This window comes from Herbiconiux sp. FW305-C-125, from assembly GCF_058783455.1.
The window spans coordinates 353400-380099 of sequence record NZ_JBYSYO010000001.1 but is presented as its reverse complement, the minus strand read 5'-3'; the positions used below and the strand labels follow the sequence as shown (position 1 = coordinate 380099).

Below are 26700 nucleotides of genomic sequence, written 5' to 3'. Positions count from 1 at the left end.
CGATGTCCTCCACTCGCGCCTCCGCCCACCCCGTCGTCCGCACGGGGCTGCAGGTGATGGCGTTCGGCGTGGCGGCCGCGTTCGTGCTGCTCTTCGCCGTCGACCCGCACTCGGTCGGCGCCAACGCCGCGTCCCAGGACTACGCGCCGACGGTCGTCGCGGCAGCAGGGGGCGAGCAATCGCTCGACGTCGCAGCGGGTGCCGCGCAGTCCGTCACCCGTGACGGGTACACGGTCACCCTGCCGCCGCCGCCCGCGCCGGAACCCGTCGTGGTGCCGGTCTCGGTGAAGGCCTCGCCGTCAGGCGATTCCGGCGCAGCCGGATCCGGCGGCGGCTGCGAAGCCAACGTCGTGCCCACCCCCGGGCCGCCCGCTCCGGGATCGTTGCAGGACATCGCGTACCAGGCCGTGCTCGGCTACGGCTGGGGCGAACAGAACTACTACTACCTGCTGGCCCTGTGGAACCGCGAGTCGAGCTGGAACCCGACGGCGGCGAACCCGTCAGGCGCCTACGGCATCCCGCAGGCGCTCCCCGGCTCGAAGATGGGGCCGGGCTGGGAGTCCGACCCCAACGTGCAGATCAACTGGGGCCTGCAGTACATCGCGAGCGTGTACGGCACGCCGTGCGAGGCGTGGGCCTCCTCCGAGAACCGCGGCTGGTACTGAACCCAGGCGGGCGCAGCCGCACTCGGGTGGCCGCGCGCGTTCAGTAGGCTGATCGCATGAGGCCAGAACTCGTCGCCGTGATCTGCCTGATCATCATCGTCGGCGTCTCCGTGCTCTCGCCGAAACTGCGACTGGCGACCCCGATCGTGCTCGTGGTCATCGGCATCGGCATCTCGCTCATCCCGGGTGTGCCGCCCGTGCACGTGCCGTCGGAGATCATCCTCGCCGGCGTGCTGCCCCCGCTCCTCTACGCCTCGGCGATCAACGTGCCGCTCGTCGACTTCCGCAAGAACTTCGGCGCGATCTCGATGCTCTCGGTGCTCCTCGTGATCGCGAGCGCCGTGGTGATCGGGCTGATCCTCAACGCGATCCTGCCCGACATGAACCTGGCCGCGGCGATCGCCCTCGGCGCGGTCATCAGCCCGACGGATGCGGTCGCCGCCACGTCGATCGGCAAGCGCCTCGGTCTGCCGCCACGCCTCATCGCGGTGCTCGAGGGCGAGAGCCTCGTGAACGACGCCTCGGCGCTGGTGCTGCTGCGCACGGCGGTCGCGGCCGTGGCGGGCACGCTCGCCTTCGCGGGTGTCGGGGGAGTCGTGATCGACTTCGCCTACTCTTCGGTGGTCGCCATCGCGGTGGGCCTCGCGGTGGGTATCGTCACCGTCTTCCTGCGCTCGAAGCTCACCGACTCCGTGCTCACCACGGCGGTGTCGTTCATCATCCCGTTCCTCGCGTACATCCCCGCCGAGGCGATCGGCGCATCCGGGGTTCTCTCCGTGGTTGTGGCGGGCTTGTACACCGGCCACATGGGCGCGAAGTACTTCACCGCGTCGACGCGCATCAGCGAGCGGCTGAATTGGCGCACCATCCAGTTCCTGCTCGAGAACGGCGTGTTCCTTCTGATGGGGCTGGAGCTCAAGGACATCTTCCTTGCCGCCATCAAGCAGAGCGACGAGAACAGCAACCTCAACGCGGTGGGCGCCGTCGTGCTCGGCATCGCCGCCGCGCTGGTGCTGTTGATCATCCGCTTCGCCTTCGTCGGGCCGCTGCTGACCGTTCAACGTGCACGGGAACGCCGACGCGACCCGGCCGGCCCCGGGGCCCTCGAGCCTTCCGGCTGGAAGAGCGGCATCGTGGTGTCCTGGGCCGGGATGCGCGGGGTGGTGACGGTCGCGGCCGCCCAGTCCCTGCCCGAGTCGACGCCGTACCGCAACCAGCTCGTGCTGATCGCGTTCACGGTGTCGATCGTCACCCTGGTGGTGCAGGGCGGCACGTTGCCGTGGATCATCCGGCTCACGAAACTCCGCGGCGTCGACGAGGCCGCCGATCACGCCGAGTTCGCCACGCTGGTCGACGAGCTGCGGGCGGCCGGACAACTCGTGCTGGAGCAGCCCGATCTCTCCCTGCCGAGCGGGGAAGTGGTCGACGAGAGCGTGGTGGAACGGGTGCGGAGCGATGCGGAGCTGCGCAGCGAGTCGGCGTGGGAGCGCGCGCACTCCGAAGACGAGAGGGTCGGTGCGCCGCACCGCCAGTACCGGATTCTGCGCCTGGAGGTGCTGAAGGCGGAGCGGGTGGCCCTGCTGGATGCGCGGGGTCGAGGGGAGTACTCCTCACGCATCCTCGTGCGGGCCCAGCTCATGCTCGACCAGGAGGAATCGCGCCTGCAGCAGACCGACGGGCTGCACTGAGGGCCCGGACCCGCTCGGTCCGGCCGCCCTCATCCGCTCGTAGGATGGAGGCATGCCTCGCAACAACCGTCCGCGCCGCCGCGCCGGCGACGACGAGGAGGACAACGACCTCGGCCGGCTCCTGGCGGGCTGGAAGCGGGTGGAGCACCGTCGCGACGGCGACTGGAACGTGCAGCCCGTGTCGGTCGTGAGCGCCACGAAGGAGTACCTCTGCCCGGGCTGCGGCCTGACGGTGTCGCCGGGCACGGCCCACCTCGTCACCTGGCGGGCCGACGGCGTGCTCGGTGACAGCGCCGATCTCGCCGCACGAAGGCACTGGCACACGCACTGCTGGAAGATCGGAGCGTAGTACCCGGATGAGCGAGATCGAGATCCGCAGCGGCACCGAGCTGCCGGCACGGCGCGAAGAGATCGAGTTGCACACCGACGACGGTCTGACCCTCGTCGGCGAACTCGCGCTGCCGCTCTCCGGGGCGCCGGTCGCGACGCTGGTGACGCTGCATCCGCTGCCGACGCACGGTGGCTTCATGGATTCGCACATCCTCCGCAAGGCGGCCGCGCGCTTGCCGGCCCTGGCCGACCTGGCGGTGCTGCGGTTCAACCTCCGCGGGGTCACCTCGCCGCGCGGCACGAGCGAGGGCGACTTCGATGGCGGCGACGCCGAGCGCTACGACGTGAAGGCGGCGATGGATTTCGTCGCTGAGCGCGGGCTGCCGCATCCGTGGCTCGTGGGCTGGTCATTCGGCACCGAATTGGTGCTGAAGTACGGCGCGCAGTACCCGATCGACGGCGCCATCCTGCTCTCGCCGCCGTTGCACCGCGCGACCGCCGATGAGGTGGCAGCGTGGGAAGGCAACGGCAAACGGCTCGTCGCGCTCGTGCCGGAGCTCGACGACTACCTGCGGCCCGCCGAGGCGCGGGAGCGGTTCGCGAGCGTGCCGAGCATGGAGCTCGTGGCCGTCGAGGGCGGCAAGCACCTCTGGGTGGGGGAGCAGCAGACGCGGCGGGTGCTCGACGAGATCGTGGCGCGGGTCAGCGCGGCCGCGTACCCGCTGCCCACCACCTACGAGGAGTGAGCCTCAGCGTTCGTTCTGGATGGGGATGACGACCTGCTTGATGATGAGCAGGAACGACGCCGCGATCGGGATGGCGATGAGCGCGCCCAGGACGCCGAGCAGGGTGCCTCCGGCCAGAGCCGCGATCACCACGATCGAGCCGGGCACCGAGACCGCCCGGTTCATGATCTTCGGGCTCAAGAGGTACGCCTCCACCTGCATGTAGACGATGTAGTAGATGCCGGCCACGAGCGCGGTGAGCGGGGAGCCGAGCCCGGGGATGAGGCAGACCAGCACGATGATGACCGAGCCGGAGAGCGTTCCGACGAGGGGGATGAGCGAGAGCATGCCGGCCAGGAAAGCCAGCACCGCGGAGAACGGGGCGTTGATGATCGACAAGAAGATGAAGCTGAGCACCCCGTTGATGAGCGCCAGGCTGATCTGCCCCACTACGTAGCGACCAACGGCACCGGTGACCTGCTCGCTGAGGTCGGCGAAGCGTTCGCGCTTGGACGCCGGCACCAGGCGGTAGACCGCCCGCTTCATGCCGTTCAGCGACGCCGTGAAGTAGAGGGTGAGGATTAGCACGATGATCGCGCCGAACACCCCGCTCGCGATGCCGATGCCCACCTGCAGGGCGCCGCCGGCCAGAGCGGTGACGTTACCGGCATCCTGGAAGTACCCGATGACGGCGTTGTACACCTCGTTGACGTCGATGAACCCGCCGAGCTGCTCGGTGGCCGCGTTCCGCCAGTTCTGGTCGAGCACCTGGTTGATGAGGTTCGGCACCACGGTGATCAACTGCGAGGTCTGCTCGACGATGATCGGCACCACCGCGAAGACGAGGCCTGTGAAGACGCCCAGAACAGCCACTAGAACGGTGAGAATCGCCAGCCACCGTGGCCAGTGCTTGCGCTCGAGCCAGGAGATGATCGGATCGAGGCCGAGCGCGATGAAGATGGCCACCCCGATGTAGGTGAGGATGGTCGCCAGAGAGGTCACGGCCCCAATGATCAAGAGGCCGACACCGACACCCAGTGTGGCGACGAGGCCGAGGGTGAACGCGTTCTGGATCTTCACGGCATAGCTCCCTCGAAAGCGTCGTCCGGGTGGGCGTTGCTCAATCCTAAGGGGGCGGGGAGGTCACGATCCGGTATCGCCTCGCCGGGGGAGCGTGTCGTGGTGAATGCCGCCTGGACGTCAGCTGTGGGAGGGTGTCGGCGGGATCGGCTATCTTTTAATGTCCCTATCAGGAGTCTCCGTGCGCTTTATCTTCGCCATCTTCGCCTTCATCATCGCAACCGCGCTGATCGGCGTCGGCGTCGCGCAACGAACCGTGTTCCTCCCGCCGAGCACGATCGCCTCCACCGTCACGCTCGACGGCGACGAGGCGTACGCGATGATCGACTCGTCAGCGCTCACCGCGCACGCCGGCAAACAGACAATCGTGCTCACCGGCAGCGACACCGTGTTCGCCGCCTACGGCCGCACCGCCGACGTCAAGGCCTGGCTCGACGGCTCGGAGTACGCCGAGATCGGCTACGACGCCGACAACGGTGAGCTGAGCTCGACGACGGTCGCCGCGAACCCGGACGCCGCAGACAACGTGGCGAGCGGTTCGGCCAACCCGGCGAACAGCGATCTGTGGCTCGAGCAGTTCACCGCCGATGACGCGATGTACCGCACGGTCAACCTGCCGGCCGGCTACTCGGTGATCGTCGCATCCGACGGCACCCAGCCGGCCCCCACACAGATCCGGCTCTCCTGGCCCATCGCGAACGCCACGCCCTGGGTCGGCCCGCTCATCGTGGCAGGCGTGGCTTTCCTCCTCGCCGGATTGGTCTTGCTCGTGCTCGGTCTGCTGCACATGCGCCGCTCACAGCGGCCCCGGCGGAAGCCTCCGGCGCTGCCCAAGGGCAAACGTTTCTCGGCTTCCCGCACGAACGGCATCGAGTCCGGCATGAAGCGCGGGCGCCGCTCGATCGCCCCGCGCATCGCCGTGCCGGTCGCGCTGGTGTCGCTACTCGCACTGAGCGGATGCTCGTCGGACTACTGGCCCCAGGCGGCCACGTCGCCCACCGACGCCTCGACGGCTGCCGCCACGCCCGCGCCCGGAGCGACGGCCGCCGCCACCGCGACACCCGACCCGGACGCCCCGGCAGCGGTCGACGACGATGACGACACCCCCATCCCCGCCGTCACCGAGGCGCAGCTCGAGGAGATCGTGGGCCAGATCTCCTCGGTCACGGCCGAGGCCGACGCGGCCAGCAACAAGGACCAGTTGGCCGAGCGCTTCACGGGGCCCGCCCTCGAACTGCGTTCCGCGACCTACGCGATCCGCGCTGGGTACCCCGAGTACCCCGCCCCGCAGGCCATCCCGTCCGGGCCGCTGCAGGTCGTGCTGCCCCAGGCCACCGACTCGTGGCCGAAGTCGGTCTTCACCATCGTGCAGGGCCAGGACACCTCGGTGCCGCCCGTCGCCCTGATGCTGGTGCAGGAGACGCCGCGGTCGAACTACAAGGTGTACTACGAGATCACCCTCGAGCCCGACACGAGCCTCCCGCCGGTGGCCGCCGCGAGCGTCGGCACCACGCGCCTGCCGCTCGACACGAAGCTGCTGACCATGACACCCGATCAGCTCAAGACGGCTTACGCCGACATCCTCAGCGTGGGCGACGCGAGTCAGTACAACGACAAGATCGATGCGACCGGCGACACCCTCCGCACACAGGTCGGTGCCGACTACAAGAACGCCAAGAAGAGCGGTATCGGTTCGTCGGCCACGATCGACTTCGGGCAGGTGGCCGGCACCGGGCAGAGCATCGCCCTCGCCACGAGCGACTCGGGCGCGCTGGTCGCCGTCGACCTGCGTGAATCCGAGACGGCCAAGCCGATCGAGTCCGGAGCGACCGTGAGTGCCGAGGGTGCCGTCAAGGCGCTGTCGGGCATCACCGAGACGGCCAAGGGCGTCGAGGCCACCTACGGCTACCAGCTGCTGTTCTACATCCCTCCATTCGGAGACCCCGGTAAGGCTGAGCTCCTCGGATTCTCGCAGGGGCTCGTTCAAGCGAAGGAGTTGCCGTGAGCATGCCCCCGCCTTCCGCAGCCAATCTGCGCGGCGCAGTCGACCTGTCATCGCTCGTGAACCGGCCCGCCCCGGGAACGCCCGGTGCCGGCGGCGGTGTCGCCGGCGGCGTGCCGGGCGCAGCGGCGGGCGTGGTGCCCTCGCTCGTGCTCGAGGGCACCGACGCGAACTTCACCCAGTTCATCGAGCTCTCGAACCAGGTTCCCGTCATCGTCGACCTCAAGGCCGACTGGGCCGACCAGAGCAAGGAACTGAGCGCCGTTCTCGCCCGGGTGGTGACGAGCTACGCCGGTCGCCTGGTGCTCGTCGCCGTAGAGGTCGAAGCGAACCCCCAGCTCGCGCAGGCGTTCCAAGCCCAGTCGGTGCCCACGGTCGCCGCGCTCGTCGGTGGCCGGCCGGTCTCGCTCTTCCAGGGCAGCTACCCCGAGCAGGAGGTGCGGGCCGTCATCGACCAGGTGCTGCAGCTGGCCGCCCAGAACGGTGTCACCGGAACGGTGACGGTCGAGGGCGCCGACCCGAACGCCGAGCCCGCGGAACCCGTCGAGGAGCCCCTGCCGCCGCACCACGCCGAAGCCTACGAGGCCATCGCGCAGGGCGACTACGCCACCGCCATCAAGGAGTACCAGACCGCGATCGCGCAGAACCCGCGCGACGCCCTCGCGGTCGCCGGTCTCGCCCAGGTCAGCCTGCTCGCCCGCCTCCAGGACAAGTCGCTCGACGACATCCGGGCAGCGGCCGCCGCGAACCCCGACGACCTGGATGCCCAACTCCTCGTCGCCGACCTCGACGTCTCCGGCGGCCACGTCGACGACGCCTTCGACCGCCTGCTCACCCTCTTCCCGAAACAGGACCAGGCAGGCAAGAACGCCGTGCGTACGCGCCTACTCGAGCTCTTCGAGGTGGTGGGTACCGATGACCCGAGGGTTGTGGCTGCGCGCCGGCGGCTCACGGGGTTGTTGTACTGATTAGTTGCCGGGCGGCCCGGGCTTCGCTCGGGCAGCCCGGGTCGCGCCGGTCCCTGACCGGCGCGACGCGACATGTGAGGGCGCGGTCGAGGGGCGCGGCCTGCGGTCGCACCCCTCGGCCACACCCTCACCTTGGGTCGTCGAGTACGGCCCGCAGCATTGCATCGCGCCAGAGCTTCTTCCCGAAAAACTGTCGGGAGCTATTCGTCCCCGCGTAGCTCGTGTTCGCAACGGCACACGATGCTCGTCCCGCCAGTACCTCGTGGGTGCAATGGCACAAGTTGCACGTCCCGCCAGTACTTCGTTGGGGCAACCTTTTCCCGAGCGAAGCGAAGGGCGGCGGGTTTCGTGCTCCCGCCGCCTTTGAGCTCCGCTCAACCCCTAGGCGGGAGTGCGAAACCCGCCGCCCTTCGCGCCCCGCCCCAAGTAGCCCCTACCGTGCAGGCCGCAAGTACAGAGCAGCCAGCGGCGGCAACGTCAACTCCACCGAGGCGGGCCGCCCCGACCACGGCACGTACTCCGCCTCGACCGCCCCGTAGTTGCCGACGCCCGACCCCCCGTACTCCACCGCGTCGGTGTTGACGAGTTCATCCCAGCGTCCGCCGAACGGCAGGCCCACCCGGTACGGCCCCACGGGCTGCCCCGAGAAGTTCATCAAGATCGCGATCGGGTTGCCCTCCGAATCCCAGCGCAGGAACGACACGAGGTTCTGCGACGACGAGCCGCCGTCGATCCACTCGAAGCCCGCCGGTTCGTTGTCGAGCGCCCACAGCGCCGGGTTCTCCCGGTACACCCGGTTCAGCTGCCCGACGAGCGACAGCAGCTGCTGGTGCACGGGCTGGTCGAGAATCCACCAGTCGAGTCCGCGCTCCTCGCTCCACTCGGACGGCTGCCCGAACTCCTGCCCCATGAAGAGCAGCTGTTTGCCGGGGTGCGCCCACATGAAGCCGAGGTAAGCGCGCAGGTTCGCGAGCTTCTGCCAGTGGTCGCCCGGCATCTTCTGCAGCAGCGAGCCCTTGCCGTGCACGACCTCGTCGTGCGAGATCGGCAGCATGAAGTTCTCGCTGAAGGCGTAGAGGAACGAGAAGGTGATCTCGCCGTGGTGGTACGAACGGTACATCGGGTCTTTCTCGATGTAGTCGAGGGTGTCGTGCATCCACCCCATGTTCCATTTCATGCCGAACCCGAGCCCGCCGCGATCGGTGGGGTGGGTGACGCCCGGCCACGAGGTCGATTCCTCGGCGATCATCACGATGCCCGGGTTGGTCTTGTAGGCCGTGGCCGTGACCTCCTGCAGCAGGCTGATCGCCTCGAGGTTCTCGCGCCCGCCGTACATGTTGGGCAGCCACTCGCCGTCTTTGCGGGAGTAGTCGAGGTAGAGCATCGACGCCACTGCGTCCACGCGCAGCCCGTCGATGTGGAACTCCTCGAGCCAGTAGAGCGCGTTCGCCACCAGGAAGTTGCGCACCTTCGAGTTGCCGAAGTCGAACACGAGCGTGCCCCAGTCGGGCTGTTCGCCGCGGCGGGGGTCCGGATGCTCGTACAGCGCCTCCCCGTCGAACCGCGCCAGCGCCCACTCGTCTTTCGGGAAGTGGCCCGGCACCCAGTCCATCAGCACGCCGATGCCCGCCTGGTGCAGCCGGTCGATCAGGTACCGAAGGTCGTCGGGGTGCCCGAACCGCGAGGTGGGGGCGTAGTACGAGGTGACCTGGTAGCCCCAGGACCCGCCGAACGGATGCTCCGCGAGCGGCATGAACTCCACGTGCGTGAACCCGGTGTGCTGCAGGTAGGGGATGAGCTCGTCGGCGACCGACCGGTAGTCGAGGCCGAGCTTCCAGGAGCCGAGGTGCATCTCGTAGACGCTCATCGGGTGGGTGTGCGGGTTCGTGGCGGCGCGCTCGCGCATCCATTCGCCGTCGGACCACTCGTAGGAGGAGGTGCCGATCACCGAAGCGGTGAGCGGGGGAATCTCGGTGTAGCGGGCCATGGGGTCGGCGCGGCGCACCCACTGGTCGTTCTGGGTGAGGATCTCGAACTTGTAGTTGCCGCCGGTGGTCAGCTCGGGGATGAACAGCTCCCACACGCCGGTGCCGCCGAGGCTGCGCATGGCGTGGGTCACGCCGTTCCACGAGTTGAAGTCGCCGATGACGCGCACCGCCTTGGCGTGCGGGGCCCAGACCGCGAACGCGGTGCCGGCCGAGGGCGCATCCGTGCCCCATTTCTCTTCGACCCGGGCGCCCAGCACCTGCCAGAGCTTCTCGTGCCGGCCCTCGCCGATGAGGTGCAGGTCGAGTTCGCCGAGGGTGGGGGAGAAGCGGTAGGGGTCGTCGGCGGTCCACACCGCGTCGTCGTCGTAGCGCGCCTCGATGACGTAGTCGGTGAGCCCGGTGATGGTGACGCCCTGCCAGATGCCACCGTAGAGGTGGGTGAGCTGGGCGCGCGCACCGTTCGCGAGCACCGCGCTCACCTCGCGGGCGAGCGGGCGGAGCGTGCGGATGACCGTGACCGGGTCCGAGACGCCGGCCGCGTTCACGAGGTGCTGGCCGAGCACCTCGTGCGGGTTGTAGTACGAGCCGCTCGCCACGCGCTGCAGCACCTCCTCCGAGAACTCCGGGAGTGCCAGGGCGAGGGTGCCGTCGGGTGTGGCCATCAGTGTGCGCCGCCTTCGTGCTGCAGGCCGGAGCCCGGGGTGAGGTGGAGGATGTGCGCGGGCTGGGTGAACGCATCCAGCCGCACGTAATTGTGGGTCGACCACTGCCACACGTTGCCGGAGAGCAGATCGGTGACCTCGAAGCTCGAGTCGGCCGCGAGACCGAGGAGCGAGAGGTCGAGGTGCACGGTGGTCTCGCGCACCGAGTGCGGGTCGACGTTCACCACCACGATGATGGTGTCGGAGACCCCGGTGGGCGTGAACTCGCCGTCGAGATGCTTGGAGTAGACCACGATCGAGTCGTCGTCGCTGGCGTGGAAGCGGAGGTTGCGGAGCTGACCGAGCGCGGGGTGCGCGCGGCGGATCTCGTTCAGGCGCGTGATCTCCGGCGCGATCGAGCGGCCCGCCTCCTCGGCCGCGGCGAAGTCGCGGGCCTTGTACTCGTACTTCTCGTTGTCGATGTTCTCCTCGGCGCCCGGGCGCGCGACGTTCTCGATCAGCTCGTAGCCCGAGTACACCCCCCAGGTCGGGGCGCCGGTGGCGGCGAGCACCGCCCGGATGCGGTACGCCGGCATGCCCCCGAACTGGAGGAACTCGGTGAGGATGTCGGGGGTGTTCACGAAGAGATTGGGGCGGAAGAAGGCATCCGTCTCTTCGGCGAGGCTCGTGAAGAACTCTTCGATCTCGGCCTTCGTGTTGCGCCAGGTGAAGTAGGTGTACGACTGCTGGAACCCGACCTTCGCGAGCCCCTGCATCGGCGCGGGCCGGGTGAACGCCTCGGCGAGGAAGACGACCTCCGGATGCGCGGCGTTCACCTCGTGGATGAGCCACTCCCAGAATTCGAGCGGCTTGGTGTGCGGGTTGTCGACGCGGAAGATCTTGACGCCGAGCCCGATCCAGTACTCGAGGATGCGCAGCGCCTCGGCGCGGATGCCCGCTGAGTCGTTGTCGAAGTTGATCGGGTAGATGTCCTGGTACTTCTTCGGCGGGTTCTCGGCGTAGGCGATGGTGCCATCGGGAAGGGTGGTGAACCACTCGGGGTGCTCTTTCACCCACGGATGATCGGGGCTGGCCTGCAGGGCGAAGTCGAGCGCGACCTCGAGGCCGACCTTCTTTGCCGCCTTGAGGAACGCCACGAAATCGGCCTCGGTGCCGAGGTCGGGGTGGATGGCGTCGTGGCCGCCGGCCGCGCCGCCGATCGCCCAGGGCGAACCCGGGTCGCCGGGCTGCGGGTCGAGCGTGTTGTTGCGGCCCTTGCGGAACGCCTCGCCGATGGGGTGGATGGGCGGCAGGTAGAGCACGTCGAAGCCCATGCCCGCGACGGCCGGGAGACGCTTGGCGGCCGTGCGGAAGGTGCCGCTCTTCCAGCGACCGCCCGCGAGTTGCTTGGCGCCGACGGAGCGGGGGAAGAACTCGTACCAGGCGCCCGAGCCTGCACGGGTGCGCTCGACCCGGAGCGGCAGCCAGTCGGAGTGGGTGACGAGGCTCTGGGCGGGCCGTTGGTGCAGTGCCGCGGCGACGGCCGGACCGTAGGCGAGGCCGAGCCGCTCGGCGGGCGGGCCCGCCGTCTGCGCGAGTTCGGCCGCGACCCGGGCGAACAGCTCGCGGTCGGCGGCGGGGCGCTCGGCCTCGCCGGCGAGGCGGGCGAACAGCTGTGCGCCGATGGCGAACATCAGCTCGACGTCGATGCCGGCGTTGATCTTGATGGTGGCGTTGTGCTCCCAGGTGGCGAAGTCGTCCGAGTACCCGCGGATGCGGAAGCGCCAGTCGCCCTCGCTCGTCACCTGGGCGAGCCCGCGCCATTCGTCGTCCCAGTCGTGGGTGCGGGCGAGTGGCCGATCGATCAGGGTGCCGTCGGGTGCCTCGAGTTCGAGGTGCGCGCCGACCGCGTCGTGCCCCTCGCGGAACACCAGAGCGCCGAACGGGATGACCTCGCCGACGTAGCCCTTGGCGGGCCATCGGCCGCCCTCCACCTGGGGGAAGATCTCGAGGATCGGAATGCGTCCTACCGCGGGCTGGAAGGGTGCCGCCGCCTGGTCGTTCTGAGTCGCTGCCACAGTCCGACCCTACCGACTCTGCCTTGCCGCGCAACGGTCTGCGCGCCCTCGGCGTCACCGGCATCCGCGCGTATCGCATCCGTTCATACCCCCGTAACCGGGACTGCCATAGGCTAGCGGGGCCGTCGTCTGCACCCGGCGGTGATTGTTCGACCGGCGCACCGCGCCGATGAAGGAGACACACGCGTGAAGGCGATCCGCAGGTTCACCGTCCGATCCGTTCTGCCCGAGTCGCTCCAGGCGCTCGGAGAGCTCGCCGCCAACCTGCGCTGGGCGTGGCACGAGCCCACGCGGCAGATCTTCGCCCACATCTCACCCGACGACTGGCGCTCGACCCTCGGCGACCCGGTGGCACTGCTCGGCGCCGTCTCGCCGAAGCGCCTCGAGCAGCTCGCGGCCGACCCGGGCTTCGTGGCCTGGGCGAACAGCCTGCGCGACGACCTCAACGCCTACCTCAGCGAGCCGCGCTGGTACCAGGGGCTCGACGGCGCACGGCCCGCCTCGATCGGCTACTTCTCGCCCGAGTTCGGCATCGCCGCCGCGTTGCCGCAGTACTCGGGAGGCCTCGGCATCCTGGCCGGCGATCACCTCAAGGCGGCCTCCGACCTCGGCGTGCCGATCATCGGCGTCGGCCTGTTCTACCGCTCGGGTTACTTCACCCAGGCCATCTCGCGCGACGGCTGGCAGGAGGAGAGCTACCCGGTGCTCGACCCCGACGGCCTGCCGCTGTCGGTGCTGCGGCTGGCCGACGGCACGCCGGCGCAGATCGTGCTCGCGCTGCCCGGCGACCGCGCGCTGTACGCCCGCATCTGGCAGGCCCAGGTGGGCCGGGTGCGCCTGCTCATGCTCGACACCGACATCCCCGACAACGACGACGACCTGCGCAGCGTCACCGATCGGCTCTACGGCGGCGGAGGAGAGCACCGCCTGCTGCAGGAGCTGCTGCTCGGCATCGGCGGCGTCCGTGCCCTCGAAGTGCTCGCCGAACTCACCGATTCGCCGATGCCGGAGGTGTTCCACACCAACGAGGGCCACGCCGGGTTCCTCGGCCTGGAGCGCATCTCGAACCTCATCGGCGAGGGCCTCTCGTTCGACGAGGCGCTGCAGGTGGTGCGGGCCGGCACCGTGTTCACGACGCACACTCCGGTGCCTGCGGGCATCGACCGCTTCGAGCGCTCGCTCGTCGAGCGCTACTTCTCCACCGACATGCTCCCCGGGCTCGACGTCGACGCCGTGCTGGCGCTCGGCGCCGAGGACTACGACGGCGGGTCACCCGACGTGTTCAACATGGCCGTGATGGGCTTGCGGCTCGGCCAGCGGGCCAACGGTGTCTCAGAACTGCACGGCGCCGTCAGCCGGGGCATGTTCGCCGGGCTGTGGCCGGGCTTCGACCGAGCGGACGTGCCGATCACCTCGGTGACGAATGGCGTGCACGCCCCCACCTGGACCGATCCGCTGCTGCAGGAGTTGGCCCGCACGAAACTCGGTACGGGCGACACGACGGCCGCCGATTGGCGCTCCGACGCGGTGACCGACGCCGATCTCTGGGCCGTGCGCGGCGACATGCGCCGGCAGCTGGTGCAGGATGCACGACGCCGGGTCACCGAGGCGTGGCGCGACCAGAACCCCGACTCCATTCCGCCGGCCTGGTTCCAGACCCTGCTCGACCCGTCGGTGCTCACCATCGGCTTCGCTCGGCGCGTGCCGACCTACAAGCGGCTCACCCTGATGCTGCACGACCCCGCGCGGCTGAAGTCGATCCTGCTGAACCCCGAGCGGCCGATCCAGCTCGTGGTGGCCGGCAAGTCGCATCCGGCCGACGAGGAGGGCAAGCGGCTCATCCAGAAGTTCGTGCAGTTCGCGGCCGACCCCGAGGTGCGGCACCGCATCGTGTTCCTCCCGAACTACGACATCGGCATGGCCCAGGTGCTCTACCCGGGCACCGACGTGTGGCTGAACAACCCGCTGCGGCCGCTCGAGGCCTGCGGCACCTCGGGCATGAAGGCGGCGCTGAACGGCGGGCTCAACCTCTCCATCCTCGACGGGTGGTGGAACGAGTACTTCGACGGCGAGAACGGCTGGGCCATTCCCACCGCCGACTCCGCCGGCGACGCCGAGGAGCGCGACTCGTTGGAAGCCGAGGCGCTCTACGACCTGATGGAGAACCAGGTCGCGCCGCGGTTCTACGACCGCGACGCCGACGGCATCCCGCAGCACTGGCTGCAGTCGATCCGCCACACCCTGGCGACGCTCTCGCCCGAGCTCTCGGCCGAGCGCATGGTGCGCGAGTACGTGCAGCGGCTGTACATCCCGGCCGCTGCCGCGGAGCGCGTGATGGTGGGCGACGACCACGAGGCGGCGCGCGAGCTCGCGGCGTGGAAGGAGCGGGTGCGGGCCGACTGGCCGGGCGTCTCCGTCGTGCACGTGGAGTCGGGCGGGCTCGACGACACACCGCAGGTGGGCGACACGCTGCATGTTCGCGCGCACGTGCAGCTCGGCGGTCTGTCGCCGCAGGACGTCGCGGTGGAGGTCGTGTACGGGCACGCCTTGCACGGTGACGAGCTCACCGACGCGGCGACCGTGGCGCTCACGACGCCGCACGCGGGCGCTGCCGCCGTATCGGGCGCCGACGGGGCCGCAGGCGCTGCGGCCGCCGCTCCCGCTTCCGACGGTGCGCCGCTCGTCTACTCGGGAACGGTGGAGCTCTCGCGGGCCGGCTCGTTCGGGTACACCGTGCGGGTGGTGCCGAAGCACGCGAACCTCGCCTCGCCGGCCGAGATGGGGCTCATCGCCGTCGCGCACTGAGGGGTGCTGACGGGTGCTGACGAGTTTCTCCCGAAATGAGGCGGACCGACCCCGTATAGGGCGTCGGTCCTCCTCATTTCGGTACTTATTCGTCACGCCGAACGCGGGGGAGTGCCGGGCGGCAGCGGCGGGTGCCCCTGGCGGATGAGGTCGAGCTTCTCGGGGAAGATCGCACCGAGTAGTTCCCGCACCGCGGGGTCGGTGGCGTAGTCGTCGAACAGCCGCACGCCGAGCACCACGTTCGCGAGCATGCCGCCCGCCAGGAACTCGGATGCCTCATAGGCCGACATCCCCGCCTCCTCCCGGAGCAACCGGTACACGTCCATGAAGCCGCAGCGCGCCTGCTCGCCGATCACGGGGTCGGCGCCGAGCACGAAGGCGTGCATCAGGTTGAGCAGGATGCTGCGGTCGGCGGTGAGGGTGAAGTACGCGTTGCCGAGCCTGCGCCCCACCGGCACGGCGGGGTCGCCGGCGATCGCGGCGCGGAACGCCGTCATGATGCGGTCGAGCGCCCGGTGCAGCACCTCGAGGAAGAGTTGCTCCTTCGTGCCGAACATGCGCACGACGTAGGGCTGGCTGACCCCGGCGGCGCGCGCCACCATGTCGGTGGTCGCGCCCGCATACCCGGCGTTGCCGAAGACCGTGCTGGCGGCGTCGAGCACGAGTGCGCGCCGTTCGTCGGCGGGCATCCGGGACTTCTTCGCGCCATCGCTCTCGGTCATGCTTGACATGGTATCAGTCGATTACTTATAGTCGCTCTTGTAATCATCCGATTACCAACTTGCTTCGAAGGAGTCCTTCCCATGGCCCTCGCCGAAACCCTGGCTGAGCCGGATGCGCCCGCCGCGCCCTCCCGCCGGTTCCGCCGCATCCCCGTCTGGCTGGCCGTCCTGGCGGCCTCCGTTCCCATGTTCATGGCGACGCTCGACAACCTCGTCGTCACGAGCGCGCTGCCCGTGCTCGGCCGCGAGCTGCAGGCCTCGATCGAGCAGCTGCAGTGGTTCGTCAACGCCTACACCCTGAGCTTCGCGACCTTCATGCTGCTCGCGGTCGCCCTCGGCGACCGGCTCGGGCGCCGGCGCGTGTTCCTCGCGGGCATCATCGTGTTCACCGTCGCGTCAGCCCTCTGCGCAGTGAGCACCGAACCGTGGATGCTCATCGGCGCCCGCGCCCTGCAAGGCGTCGGCGGCGCGGCCCTGATGCCGCTCTCGCTCACCCTCCTCGTCGGTTCGGTGAGCGAGCGGATGCGCCCCCTCGCCATCGGCATCTGGGGCGGCATCTCGGGCCTCGGTGTGGCACTCGGACCGCTGATCGGCGGTGCGGTGATCGAGGGGTGGAACTGGGACGCGATCTTCTGGCTGAACGTGCCCGTGGGCATCCTGAGCGTTCCGCTGGTGCTCGTCGCGCTGCCGAACTCGTTCGGTGCACGACTTCGAGCCGACCTGCTCGGCGTCGCACTCGTGGGTCTCGGCGTGCTCGGTGTCGTCTACGGCATCGTGCGGGGCAACGACGCCGGCTGGGGCAGCGCCGAGGTGCTGGGCACGCTCATCGGCGGCGCCGCGCTGCTCGTGGCGTTCGTGGCGTGGGAGCGCCGGGTGCCGAATCCGCTGCTGCCGCTGCGCCTGTTCCGCGACCGCAGCTTCTCGGTGGCGAACGTGGTGGGTCTGGTGTTCAGCTTCGGCATCTTCGGGTCGGTGTTCATCCTCATCCAGTTCCTGCAGATCGTGCAGGGGGCGTCGCCGCTCGAGGCGGGCGTGCAGACCATGCCGTGGACCCTGGCGCCCATGATCGTCGCGCCCCTGGCCGGACTCATCGCGCCGCGGGTGGGCACGCGACTGCTGATCGTGGTGGGCCTGCTCTTCCAAGCGGCAGGCGTCGGACTCCTGGCGTTCACGATGGCGGCGGATGTGACGTACGGGCAACTCGTGCCGGCCTTCGTGCTCGCCGGGGTCGGCATGGGGCTCGTGTTCGCCCCGTCGTCGACCGCCGTGCTCGCGAACATGACGCCGCAGGACAACGCGAAGGCGTCGGGCACCAACTCGACGCTGCGGGAGATCGGCGTGGCGCTCGGCATCGCGGTGCTGACCGCGGTCTTCACCGCGAACGGGGGCACCTTCACGCCCGACGGCTACGTGGGCGCGGCCATCCCCGCGATCTGGGTCGGCGCCGCCGCGCTCCTCCTCGCCGCCCTCGTGGCGCTCCTCCTCCCCGCGGGCCGCGCAACCGCACCCCACCCCGCGCGCGGATGACCCCGCTGGGTCGCACAAACGTGCGACCCCGCACCCCGGGAGCACCACTCTGCGCGACCGCGCGCCTCAGCGCGAGGCGGGCACGCGGGCCGCGAAGCCGGCCTTGCGGGCCTGCGCGTACGCGGCGGGGAGCGCCGCCACGAGGGCGTCCACCTCGGCCGCGGTGGTGCCGTGGCCGAGGGTGAAGCGGAGGGCGCCGCGGGCCTCGTCGTCGGGCACGCCCATGGCGGTGAGCACGTGGGACACCTCGGGGACGCCGGCCTGGCACGCCGAGCCGGTCGAGACCGAGAAGCCCTGCATGTCGAGCAGGAACAGCAATGAGTCGCCCTCGCACCCGGGGAAGGTGAAGTGGGCGTTGCCGGGCAGGCGCCCCGCCGGCGCGGGGTCGCCGCGGAGCACGGCGTCGGGCACCGCCGCCCGAACGCCGGCGATCAGCCGGTCGCGCAGCGCCGCGAGCTCGGCCACGAACTCGTCGCCGACGGTGTCGTCGCCCGCCCCGCCCGTGCCCGCGCCCTGCGACGAGGCGGTGGGGTCGGGAGTGGGGTGCGGTGCCTGCGCCGTCGCGGTGGTGCTCGAGTCACCCGGCGGCGCGGTGGAGGCGGGGTCGGGAGTGGGGTGCGGCACCCGCGCGGCCGCGGCGGCGAAGCCGACGGCGCCCGCGACGTCCTGGGTGCCGGAGCGCACCCGCTGCTGGTTGCCGCCGTGGATGAGTGGCTCCACCGCACTCCGCCGCGCGAGCAGCAGCGCACCGATGCCCACCGGGCCGCCGATCTTGTGCGCCGAGACGCTCAGCGCATCCGCCCCGATCGTGTCGAAGTCGATGGGCAGGTACCCGTAGGCGGCGACGGCGTCGACGTGCACGGGCACACCGGCGGCGCGAGCCACCGCGACGAGCGTCGCCACATCGTTCACCGTGCCCACCTCGTTGTTCGCCCAGATGAGCGACACCAGGGCGACGGATGCGCCGTGCACGTCGAGCGCGGATGCCAGCACCGCGGGTGCCAGCCGCCCCACCGCATCCACCGGCAGCACCACCGCCTCCGCGCCCTCGTGCCGCACGAGCCACTCCACCGCATCGACCGTCGCGTGGTGCTCCCCACCCGGCACGAGCACGACCGGCCGTGACGGCGACGACGCGGCGCCCGCATCCTGCCGCGCCCAGTACAGGCCCTTCACACCCAGGTTGATCGACTCGGTGCCGCCCGAGGTGAAGATCACCTCGACGGGCTCGGCGCCGAGCGACGCTGCGACGATCTCGCGGGACTCCTCGAGCATCCGCTTCGCCTGCTGCCCCTGCGTGTGGATGGAGGAGGGGTTGCCCACCACGCCGAGCGCCGCCACGTAGGCGTCGCGGGCCGCCGGCAGCATGGGCGTGGTGGCGGCGTGGTCGAGGTAGACGGGCATGGTCCTTCAACGATTTCGGTGGAGTGATCGGTCACAACTACTGTAAGTCTCATGACTGCGGCCGATCCGTTCGCTCGGATGGGCGTTCGTCAGACTTCTCACGGGGGCGAGATCCGCGTGTGGTCGGCGAACGCCACGAGCATCGACCTCTGCCTGTACGACGACAAAGATCCGAACTGGATCGTCAAGACCGTTCCGCTCACGCCCGACCCGGCCACGAACGTGTGGACCGGCCGCACCCGCAGCCTCACGCCCGGCCGCCGTTACACGCTGCGGGCCGACGGCCCGGTGGGCCCGGATGCCCCCATGAACGCCTTCGACCCCGAGCTGCCCCTGCTCGATCCCTATGCCCGCGGTCTCGTGCGCTCCGGTCGCGAGCAGTGGCGGAGCGTGGTGATCGACGGCGAGTTCAACTGGAACGGCGTCACGAAGCCGAACACGCCCCTCGACCACACCGTGATCTACGAGGCGCACGTGAAGGGGCTCTCGAAGCTCAACAACCGCATCCCCGAGCACCTCCGGGGCACCTATGCCGGGCTCGCGCACGAGACGAGCATCGGCTACCTCAAGAGTCTCGGCGTCACCGCCGTCGAGCTGCTGCCGGTGCACGCCTTCGTCTCCGAGCAGCGGCTGCAGAAGCAGGGGCTCACGAACTACTGGGGGTACAACACCCTCGGCTTCTTCGCGCCGCACAACCTCTACGCCTCGCGCGCTGCCCAGGCCGAGGGCCCCGAGGCGGTGCTGCGCGAGTTCAAGGGCATGGTGAAACTGCTGCACGAGGCGGGGCTCGAGGTCATCCTCGACGTGGTCTACAACCACACCGCCGAGGAGGGGCGAGGCGGCCCGACGACGAGCTTCCGCGGGCTCGACAATGCGAGCTACTACCGGCAGACCACCCGCGGCGACTACATCGACGTGACCGGATGCGGCAACTCCGTCGACACCGCCACCCCGGCGGTCTCGCGACTCATCCTCGATTCGCTGAAGTACTGGGCGAACGACGTGCAGATCGACGGCTTCCGGTTCGACCTGGCCGCCACCCTCGGCCGCAACGAGGACAACTACTACGACCCCGCGCATCCGCTCATCACCGGCATCGTGAACGACCCCGAGCTCGCCGGGGTCAAGATGATCGCCGAGCCCTGGGACGTGGGCATGGGCGGGTGGCAGACCGGCAACTTCCCGCCCGGATGGTCGGAGTGGAACGACCGCTTCCGCGACCGGATGCGCAAGTTCTGGTTGCGCGACATCAAGTCGATCCGCGAGAACGGCTCGCCGGGCGACGGGGTGGGGATGCTCGCCACCCGCATCGCCGGATCGTCGAACACCTTCTCGCAGCAGCGCGGCCCGCTCGCCTCGATCAACTTCGTGACCGCCCACGACGGATTCACCCTCGCCGATCTCACCGCCTACAACGTGAAGCACAACGTGGGCAACGGCGAGGCCAACCGCGACGGCACCGACAACAACATGTCGTACAACCACGGCATCGAGGGGCCGACTTCGTCGCGCACCATCGAGCAGGCCCGGCGGCGGGCGATGCGCAACCTCATGGGCACGCTGCTGCTCTCGGCGGGGGTGCCGATGATCACGGCCGGTGACGAGTTCGGGCGCTCGCAGAAGGGCAACAACAACGCCTATTGCCACGACTCCGAGCTGACCTGGCTCTCGTGGGACCGGCGCACCTGGCAGAAGGACCTCTGGCGCACCACACAGCACCTGCTGCGGATGCGGCGCGAGAACCCGGCGCTGCGTCCGGTTCGCTACGGAGTGTTCGGCGAACGCACGCCGAGCGCGAGCCAGATGGACTGGTACGACGCCGCGGGCGAGTCGATGTCGGTGCCCGACTGGAACTCGCCCGAGAACCGCACGCTGATCTACGTGGCGGCGTCGACGCCCGAGCACGAGGAGTTCAACCGCATCCTCACCGTCATCCACGGGGTGGAGGCGCCGGAGCGGGTGACGCTGCCCGTGCACGACGGGGTGACGGCGTACGAGCTGCTCTGGGACTCGGCGCAGGACGTGCCGGCGACGCATCACCACGACGAGGTGCTGCCCCGGTTCGTGCCGGGCCAGGTCGTCGACGTTGCGGCCACCTCCATGCAGCTCTACCGCGCGGTGTAGGGGCTCTTCGTACGACGGCCCAGCTCAGAGGTTGAGGGTGGTGAGGACGGCGAGGTGGTCGGAGCCGCCCGCGCTGAGCGTGGTGTTCGAGACGACCTCCATGCCGCGCTGCAGCACGTGATCGGGCCGGGTGACGGGCATCGAGGCGGGCCAGGTGAAGCCGAAGCCGCCGTCGCTCTGGTTCGCTTCGCTGAGCTGCGAGGTGAGCCCGGCGATGTTGCGGTCGGCGGAGCCGGCGTTGAAGTCGCCCACCATGAGGATGCGCTCGTTCTCGTCACGCGGGATGTAGTCGGCGAGGTTCGCGAGCATCGTGTCGCGGTCGGCGTGCTCGCCCGGCCGCGCCGATGCCGCGTGGATCACGTAGATGCTCACCAGCCCGGTCGGCGTCTGCAGATCGGCGGCGACAGCGCGCTGCCAGCCGAGCCCGAGGTCGAGCGCCTGCGCGTTCTCGATGGGGTAGACGCTCCACACCCCGACCGTGCCGATGCCGTAGGAGTAGGGGTAGCTCTCGCTGAGCACGCCCTCGACCTGCTCTCGCGCATCCGCATCCATCTCCTGGAGGGCGATGACCTGGGCTCCGGATGCGGCGAGCACCCTCGCCGAGTCGGCCGCCGTTCCCGAGTCGGCTTCGACGTTCTGGCTCGCCACGGTGAGGGTGTCGGCGGAGGCGGCGGGCGCGCTCCAGGAGAGCGGGACGATGGCGGGTACGAACATCGCCGACCAGACCAGAGCGGGCACGAGCGCGGCGATCACCGCGCCCTTCGCTCGGCTCACGAAGGCGAGCAGCAGCAGCACGGGGATGGCCAGCCCGAACCAGGGCAGGGCCGATTCGACGACGAGACTGAGGCCGAACAGCTCGGGCACGAGCACGTGCAGACCGAGTCCGGCAGCCAGTCCCAGCGCGAGCACGCACACCAGCAGGGCGAGGCCCGTCCGGGGTCTCGACCGCCGGCGCGGCGAGGGCTCTCGGGTCTCGCGCGGTGCCTCGAGCAGTGCTGACATCGCACTCATTCTGCACCGATTCGCTGAGCATTCACCTCATCCACAGAGCGGTTGGCGGCCCGCTGCGGTGTCGGAGGTCCACCGTATGCTTGTGGGCATGAAGGTTCTGGCAGCAATGAGCGGCGGGGTCGACTCCGCGGTCGCCGCCGCGCGAGCGGTCGACGCCGGCCACGAGGTGGTCGGCGTGCATCTCGCGCTCAGCCGCATGCCCGGCACTCTCCGCACGGGCAGCCGCGGCTGCTGCACCATCGAAGACTCGATGGATGCGCAGCGGGCCGCCAACAAGATCGGCATCCCCTATTACGTGTGGGATTTCTCGGAGCGCTTCAAGGCCGACGTGGTCGACGACTTCATCGCCGAATACAGCGCCGGCCGCACGCCGAACCCGTGCATGCGCTGCAACGAGCGCATCAAGTTCGCGGCGCTGCTCGAGAAGGCGCTCGACCTCGGGTTCGATGCGGTGTGCACGGGGCACTATGCCACGGTGACGACGGATGCGTCGGGCAATCGTGAGCTCCACCGCGCGGCCGCCTGGGCCAAAGACCAGTCCTACGTGCTCGGCGTGCTGACGGCCGACCAGTTGGCGCACAGCATGTTCCCGCTCGGGGCGACCCCGTCGAAGGCCGAGGTGCGGGCCGAAGCCGCTGCCCGCGGCTTCTCCGTGGCGTCGAAGCCCGACAGCCACGACATCTGCTTCATCCCCGACGGCAATACGAGCGGCTGGCTGGCCGAGAAGGTCGGCACGGCGACCGGGTCGATCGTCGACCGCACCGGCGAGGTCGTCGGCGCGCACGAGGGCGCGCACGCCTTCACGGTGGGGCAGCGCCGGGGCCTCAAGCTCGGCATGCCGGCAGCAGACGGCAAGCCACGCTTCGTGCTCGAGGTGCGGCCGAAAGAGAACACGGTCGTCGTGGGCCCGAAGGAGGCGCTCGACATCGCCGAGATCGCGGGGTCGCGGTTCACGTGGGCCGGGCGAGCGCCGGCCGACCCCTCTGACGACTTCGAGTGCCAGGTGCAGATCCGGGCGCACGCCGACCCGGTCGACGCCGTGGCACGGGTGCGGGCCGATGCGGCGGGTACGCCTGAACTCGTCATCACGCCGGTGACCCCGTTGAACGGTGTGGCACCGGGGCAGACCGCGGTGGTGTACGTGGGCACACGCGTGCTCGGGCAGTGCACCATCGACCGCACGGTGAGTGCTGACAATCCTGTGCCGGTGGGCGCGTGATGGCCCGCACGAACGAGGCGCGGCCGGCCGAGGCTCGAACCGCTGACGAGGGGGCGCTGCCCGAAGAGACGCCCGTCGACCTCGAGGCAGCCAAGGTCGAGGCCGAGCGGCTGACCACGCGCATCCTGGAACTGCGCGACGAGTACTACGAGCGCAACGCGTCGACCGTCTCCGACAACGAGTACGACCTCATGGTGCGCCGGCTCGACGAGCTGGAGCGCGCGCATCCGGAGCTGCGTTCGCAGGACAGCCCCACCCAGACGGTGGGCGGTCGCGCGGTCACCACCATGTTCACGCCCGTCACGCACGCCGAGCGCATGCTGAGCCTCGACAACGTGTTCAGCGAAGAAGAGCTCGACGAGTGGGCCGCGAAGGTGGAACGCGACGCGGGGCGGGCGACCGTGCGGTACCTCAGTGAACTCAAGATCGACGGGCTGGCCATCAACCTCCGGTATGAGAACGGTGTGCTGGTCACGGCGGCGACGCGCGGCGACGGTGTGGTGGGCGAAGACGTCACCGAGAACGTGCTGCAGATCCGCTCGATTCCGGCGCGGCTGGCCGGGTCGGGGCATCCACCCCTGGTCGAGGTGCGCGGCGAGATCTTCTTTCCGGTGGCGGCGTTCGACGAGTTGAACGCCGGGCAGGAGGCTGCGGGGGAGCGCGTGTTCGCCAACCCGCGCAACGCGGCCGCCGGCTCGCTGCGGCAGAAGTCCGAGGGCAAGAACGAGAAGCAACTGGCGCTGGTGCACGCCCGGCTCAGCCGGCTGCAGATGCTCGTGCACGGCATCGGTGCCTGGCCGAACCCGCCGGTGGCGGCGCAGAGCGAGGTGTACGAGCTGCTGAAGGGGTGGGGTCTGCCCACCTCCACCCACTACCGGGTGTTCGACACGATCGACGAGGTGGCGGAGTTCATCCGCTACTACGGCGTGCACCGGGCGGCGGTGGAGCACCAGATCGACGGCATCGTGGTGAAGGTCGACGACCTGGCGCTGCACGAAGAGCTGGGTGCGACGAGCCGCGCTCCCCGGTGGGCCACCGCCTACAAGTACCCGCCCGAAGAGGTGAACACGAAGCTGCTCGACATCGTGGTGAGCGTCGGGCGCACCGGTCGGGCTACGCCGTTCGCGGTGATGGAGAAGGTGGAAGTCGCCGGGTCGGAGGTGCGGCAGGCGACCCTGCACAACCAAGACGTGGTGAAGGCCAAGGGTGTGCTGATCGGCGACACCGTGGTGCTGCGCAAGGCCGGCGACGTCATTCCCGAGGTGCTCGGGCCCGTGGTGGAGCTGCGCGACGGCACCGAGCGCGAGTTCGTGATGCCGGAGTTCTGCCCGGAGTGCGGTACGAAGCTCGCCCCCGCCAAGGAGGGCGACATCGATCTGCGGTGCCCCAATGCACGCAGCTGCCCGGCGCAGGTGCGCGGGCGGGTGGAGCACGTCGGTTCCCGCGGGGCGCTCGACATCGAGGTGCTCGGCGAGGTCAGCGCGTCGGCGTTGACGCAGCCGCTCGAGCCGGCGGAGCCGCCCCTCGTCACGGAGGCCGGCCTGTTCTCGCTGACGATGCGCGACCTGTTCCCCATCCGGGTGATCGTGCGCGACTCCGAGACCGGCATGCCGAAGCTCGACAAAGACGGCTCGTCGCCGAAGGTGGTGGCGCCGTTCCGGCGACAGCGCAAGAAGTCCGATCCGCCGTTCGATCCGGCCGCGCCGCCCGAGGAGTTCGATGGCGACGCCGACTACATCGCGTCGTCCAACGCCATCAAACTGCTCGACGAGATCGAGAAGGCGAAGACCAAGCCGCTGTGGCGCATCCTGGTGTCGCTCAGCATCCGGCACGTGGGGCCGGTGGCGGCTCGGGCGCTGGCCGACTACTTCGGGTCGCTCGACGCGATTCGCGCCGCGACGCGCGAGGAGCTGGCGGCGGTCGACGGGGTGGGCGGCATCATCGCCGACGCCCTGATCGACTGGTTCGCGGTCGACTGGCACCTCGAGATCATCGACCGATGGGCGTCGGCTGGTGTGCAGTTCGCCACACCCGGGCATCCGGGTCCCGGGGCCGCGGGCGGCTCGGGGGGAGTGCTGGAAGGGATCACGGTCGTCGCGACCGGGTCGCTCGAGGGCTTCACCCGGGAGGGCGCGCTGGAGGCGATCATCCAGGCGGGCGGCAAGGCGGCGTCGAGCGTGAGCAAGAAGACCGACTTCGTCGCGGCGGGTCCGGGCGCCGGTTCCAAGCTCGGCAAGGCCGAGGCGCTCGGCCTCCGCATCATCGATGCCGCGGAGTTCGCCCTGCTGGTGACCCAGGGCCCGGCCGCCCTCGGCCCCGCCCCCGGCTCCGACGAGACGCCTCCCGACGCCGGCGACGACGCGGCGAAGCGCGACGATGACCCTGCCGGCAGCAGCGACAGCGCAGCCGGCGACGGCGATCGCGCGGAATGAACCGACGCGTGACCCCGCCACACGGTCGGCCGCGGAGCCACCATTGCCATCGCGCGCCGGCTACAGCCGCGGGCGGTCGTGAGTCGCCCACGGCCGCGGGTGGTCGTGGCGCGATGACTCACGAGCCCGGAAGGCCGGCTGTCGCGGTCGGACCCGTGGCGGCGCCCGATGCCGTGCTGGGGACCGATGATCGGGGCGATCGATGGTGAGGCGCGGCATGGGCGTCGCGGTCGCCATCGCCCTCGCGATCGGTGCGGTCGCGGCCTTCGTCGGTGCGATCATCGCCGTACTGCGGGCGACGCCGTGGCCTTCGGCTCTGGTCATCCGGCGCGTGTTCGAGAAGGGTGCGCGTGAGACCCTCGCCGAGATGGCGCCGCACGTGCCCGACGCCGACTTCGTCGTGCATCGCGACGTCCCCTACGGGGGTGCCGGCTTCGCGCCCACGCTCGACGTCTTCTCGGTCGCCGCGGAGACACCCGGCACGCGCACCGACCCGCGGCCCGCGGTGGTGTGGGTGCACGGCGGTGCCTGGATCTCCGGCAGCAAGATCGACGTCGAGCCGTACCTCGAGCTGCTTGCCGCCGAGGGGTACGTCGGCGTCGGCCTCGACTACACCATCGCCCCCGAGGCCGTGTACCCCGTCGCGATCACCCAGCTGAACCGCGCGCTCGGCTACGTGGTCGAGCACGCCGCCGAGTACGGCATCGATCCCGACCGCATCGTGCTCGCCGGCGACTCGGCCGGCGCACAACTCGCCAGTCAGCTGGCGGTCATCACCACGAACCCCGACTACGCGCGGCGGGTCGGCGTCGTGCCGGCGCTGCGGCCCGAGCAGCTGGTCGGCCTCGTGCTGCACTGTGGTCTTTACGACCTCCGCGCGATGGCGGGTGCCACCGGCATCATCGGGTGGGGCTTCAAGACCGCGCTGTGGGCCTACGCCGGGCACAAGAACTGGTCCGAGTCGCGGGCCGGCGCCGAGATGTCGACCATCGACGTCGTCACCGCCGCTCTCCCGCCCGTCTTCATCTCGGGCGGCAACGGCGACGGGCTCACGCACATCCAGTCGGTGCCGATGGCCGAACGGATGCGCGCCGCCGGCGCCGACGTCACCACCCTGTTCTGGCCGCCCGATCATGAGCCCGCCCTCCCGCACGAGTACCAGTTCCATCTCGACCTGCCCGAGGCCCGGCGCGCCTTCGCCGAGAGCACGGGCTTCCTCGCCCGCGTCACCGGGGAGCCCGCCTCGACCCTCGCCACACTCCCGCAGGGCCGCACCGAATAGAATCGACCC

General features: G+C 70.0%; 18 protein-coding genes. 12 read left to right on the top strand and 6 right to left on the bottom strand.

From position 1 onward, the window contains the following. The first annotated feature begins 2 nt into the window (after window positions 1-2). From AC3WLB_RS02030 to AC3WLB_RS02015, 4 genes are read left to right on the top strand one after another with little or no spacing between them, the layout of a single operon-like run. A complete protein-coding gene (locus tag AC3WLB_RS02030; protein WP_492502816.1) occupies window positions 3-665 on the top strand; it encodes an aggregation-promoting factor C-terminal-like domain-containing protein in 663 nt (220 codons plus the stop codon). A gap of 56 nt (window positions 666-721) precedes the next feature. Continuing rightward, complete coding sequence (locus AC3WLB_RS02025; protein WP_492502814.1) at window positions 722-2353, top strand: Na+/H+ antiporter; 1632 nt, start codon at window positions 722-724, stop codon at window positions 2351-2353. A gap of 52 nt (window positions 2354-2405) precedes the next feature. Further along, a complete protein-coding gene (locus AC3WLB_RS02020; protein ID WP_492502812.1) occupies window positions 2406-2702 on the top strand; it encodes an Rv1322 family protein in 297 nt (98 codons plus the stop codon). Between the two features lie 7 nt (window positions 2703-2709). Next, a complete protein-coding gene (locus tag AC3WLB_RS02015) occupies window positions 2710-3429 on the top strand; it encodes an alpha/beta hydrolase (RefSeq protein WP_492502810.1) in 720 nt (239 codons plus the stop codon). Window positions 3430-3432: 3 nt separating this feature from the next. Here AC3WLB_RS02015 and AC3WLB_RS02010 read toward each other — a convergent pair whose 3' ends face one another. Then, window positions 3433-4488 (bottom strand): AI-2E family transporter, encoded by a 1056-nt coding sequence (locus AC3WLB_RS02010; protein ID WP_022896702.1) that lies wholly within the window; start codon window positions 4486-4488, stop codon window positions 3433-3435. Window positions 4489-4669: 181 nt separating this feature from the next. Here AC3WLB_RS02010 and AC3WLB_RS02005 point away from each other — a divergent pair, with 181 nt between their 5' ends. After that, a complete protein-coding gene (locus AC3WLB_RS02005) occupies window positions 4670-6493 on the top strand; it encodes a DUF8094 domain-containing protein (RefSeq protein WP_492502808.1) in 1824 nt (607 codons plus the stop codon). Beyond that, window positions 6490-7458, top strand: a complete 969-nt coding sequence (locus tag AC3WLB_RS02000; RefSeq protein ID WP_492502806.1) for a co-chaperone YbbN — start codon at window positions 6490-6492, stop codon at window positions 7456-7458. Before AC3WLB_RS02005 ends, AC3WLB_RS02000 begins: the two co-directional genes overlap by 4 nt. A 433-nt stretch (window positions 7459-7891) precedes the next feature. On the opposite strand, the gene glgB is transcribed toward AC3WLB_RS02000, so the two are convergent. Then, complete coding sequence (gene glgB, locus AC3WLB_RS01995) at window positions 7892-10108, bottom strand: 1,4-alpha-glucan branching protein GlgB (protein ID WP_492502804.1); 2217 nt, start codon at window positions 10106-10108, stop codon at window positions 7892-7894. After that, the gene (locus AC3WLB_RS01990; protein ID WP_492502802.1) at window positions 10108-12165 is read right to left on the bottom strand and encodes an alpha-1,4-glucan--maltose-1-phosphate maltosyltransferase; all 2058 of its coding nucleotides are present in this window, start codon (window positions 12163-12165) and stop codon (window positions 10108-10110) included. The genes glgB and AC3WLB_RS01990 overlap by 1 nt, the downstream gene beginning before the upstream one ends. A 186-nt stretch (window positions 12166-12351) precedes the next feature. Between AC3WLB_RS01990 and glgP the strand changes: the two genes are divergently transcribed. Then, window positions 12352-14970, top strand: a complete 2619-nt coding sequence (gene glgP / locus AC3WLB_RS01985) for an alpha-glucan family phosphorylase (RefSeq protein ID WP_492502800.1) — start codon at window positions 12352-12354, stop codon at window positions 14968-14970. A gap of 92 nt (window positions 14971-15062) precedes the next feature. Here the strand turns inward: glgP and AC3WLB_RS01980 are convergent, their stop codons facing one another. Then, window positions 15063-15692 (bottom strand): TetR/AcrR family transcriptional regulator, encoded by a 630-nt coding sequence (locus AC3WLB_RS01980; RefSeq protein WP_022896395.1) that lies wholly within the window; start codon window positions 15690-15692, stop codon window positions 15063-15065. Between the two features lie 81 nt (window positions 15693-15773). Here AC3WLB_RS01980 and AC3WLB_RS01975 point away from each other — a divergent pair, with 81 nt between their 5' ends. Next, window positions 15774-17219, top strand: coding sequence for a DHA2 family efflux MFS transporter permease subunit (locus AC3WLB_RS01975; RefSeq protein ID WP_492502799.1), 1446 nt, complete (start codon window positions 15774-15776; stop codon window positions 17217-17219). Between the two features lie 66 nt (window positions 17220-17285). On the opposite strand, the gene AC3WLB_RS01970 is transcribed toward AC3WLB_RS01975, so the two are convergent. Continuing rightward, entirely contained in the window at window positions 17286-18623 is a 1338-nt protein-coding gene (locus AC3WLB_RS01970; RefSeq protein WP_492502797.1) for a cysteine desulfurase family protein, read from the bottom strand. A 51-nt stretch (window positions 18624-18674) separates the two neighbouring features. Between AC3WLB_RS01970 and glgX the strand changes: the two genes are divergently transcribed. After that, the gene (glgX, locus tag AC3WLB_RS01965; RefSeq protein WP_492502795.1) at window positions 18675-20747 is read left to right on the top strand and encodes a glycogen debranching protein GlgX; all 2073 of its coding nucleotides are present in this window, start codon (window positions 18675-18677) and stop codon (window positions 20745-20747) included. Between the two features lie 24 nt (window positions 20748-20771). Here glgX and AC3WLB_RS01960 read toward each other — a convergent pair whose 3' ends face one another. Further along, window positions 20772-21749, bottom strand: coding sequence for an endonuclease/exonuclease/phosphatase family protein (locus tag AC3WLB_RS01960; protein ID WP_492502793.1), 978 nt, complete (start codon window positions 21747-21749; stop codon window positions 20772-20774). 97 nt (window positions 21750-21846) lie between these two features. On the opposite strand from AC3WLB_RS01960, the gene mnmA reads away from it, so the two are divergent. From mnmA to AC3WLB_RS01945, 3 genes are all read left to right on the top strand, one after another. Then, window positions 21847-22977: a tRNA 2-thiouridine(34) synthase MnmA gene (gene mnmA, locus AC3WLB_RS01955; RefSeq protein ID WP_492502791.1), complete on the top strand. Its 1131-nt coding sequence runs from the start codon at window positions 21847-21849 to the stop codon at window positions 22975-22977. After that, on the top strand, window positions 22977-25409 hold the full coding sequence (gene ligA, locus AC3WLB_RS01950) for an NAD-dependent DNA ligase LigA (RefSeq protein WP_492502789.1): 2433 nt from the start codon (window positions 22977-22979) through the stop codon (window positions 25407-25409). The genes mnmA and ligA overlap by 1 nt, the downstream gene beginning before the upstream one ends. A gap of 217 nt (window positions 25410-25626) precedes the next feature. Next, entirely contained in the window at window positions 25627-26691 is a 1065-nt protein-coding gene (locus tag AC3WLB_RS01945) for an alpha/beta hydrolase (protein WP_492502788.1), read from the top strand. Window positions 26692-26700 lie beyond the last annotated feature (9 nt).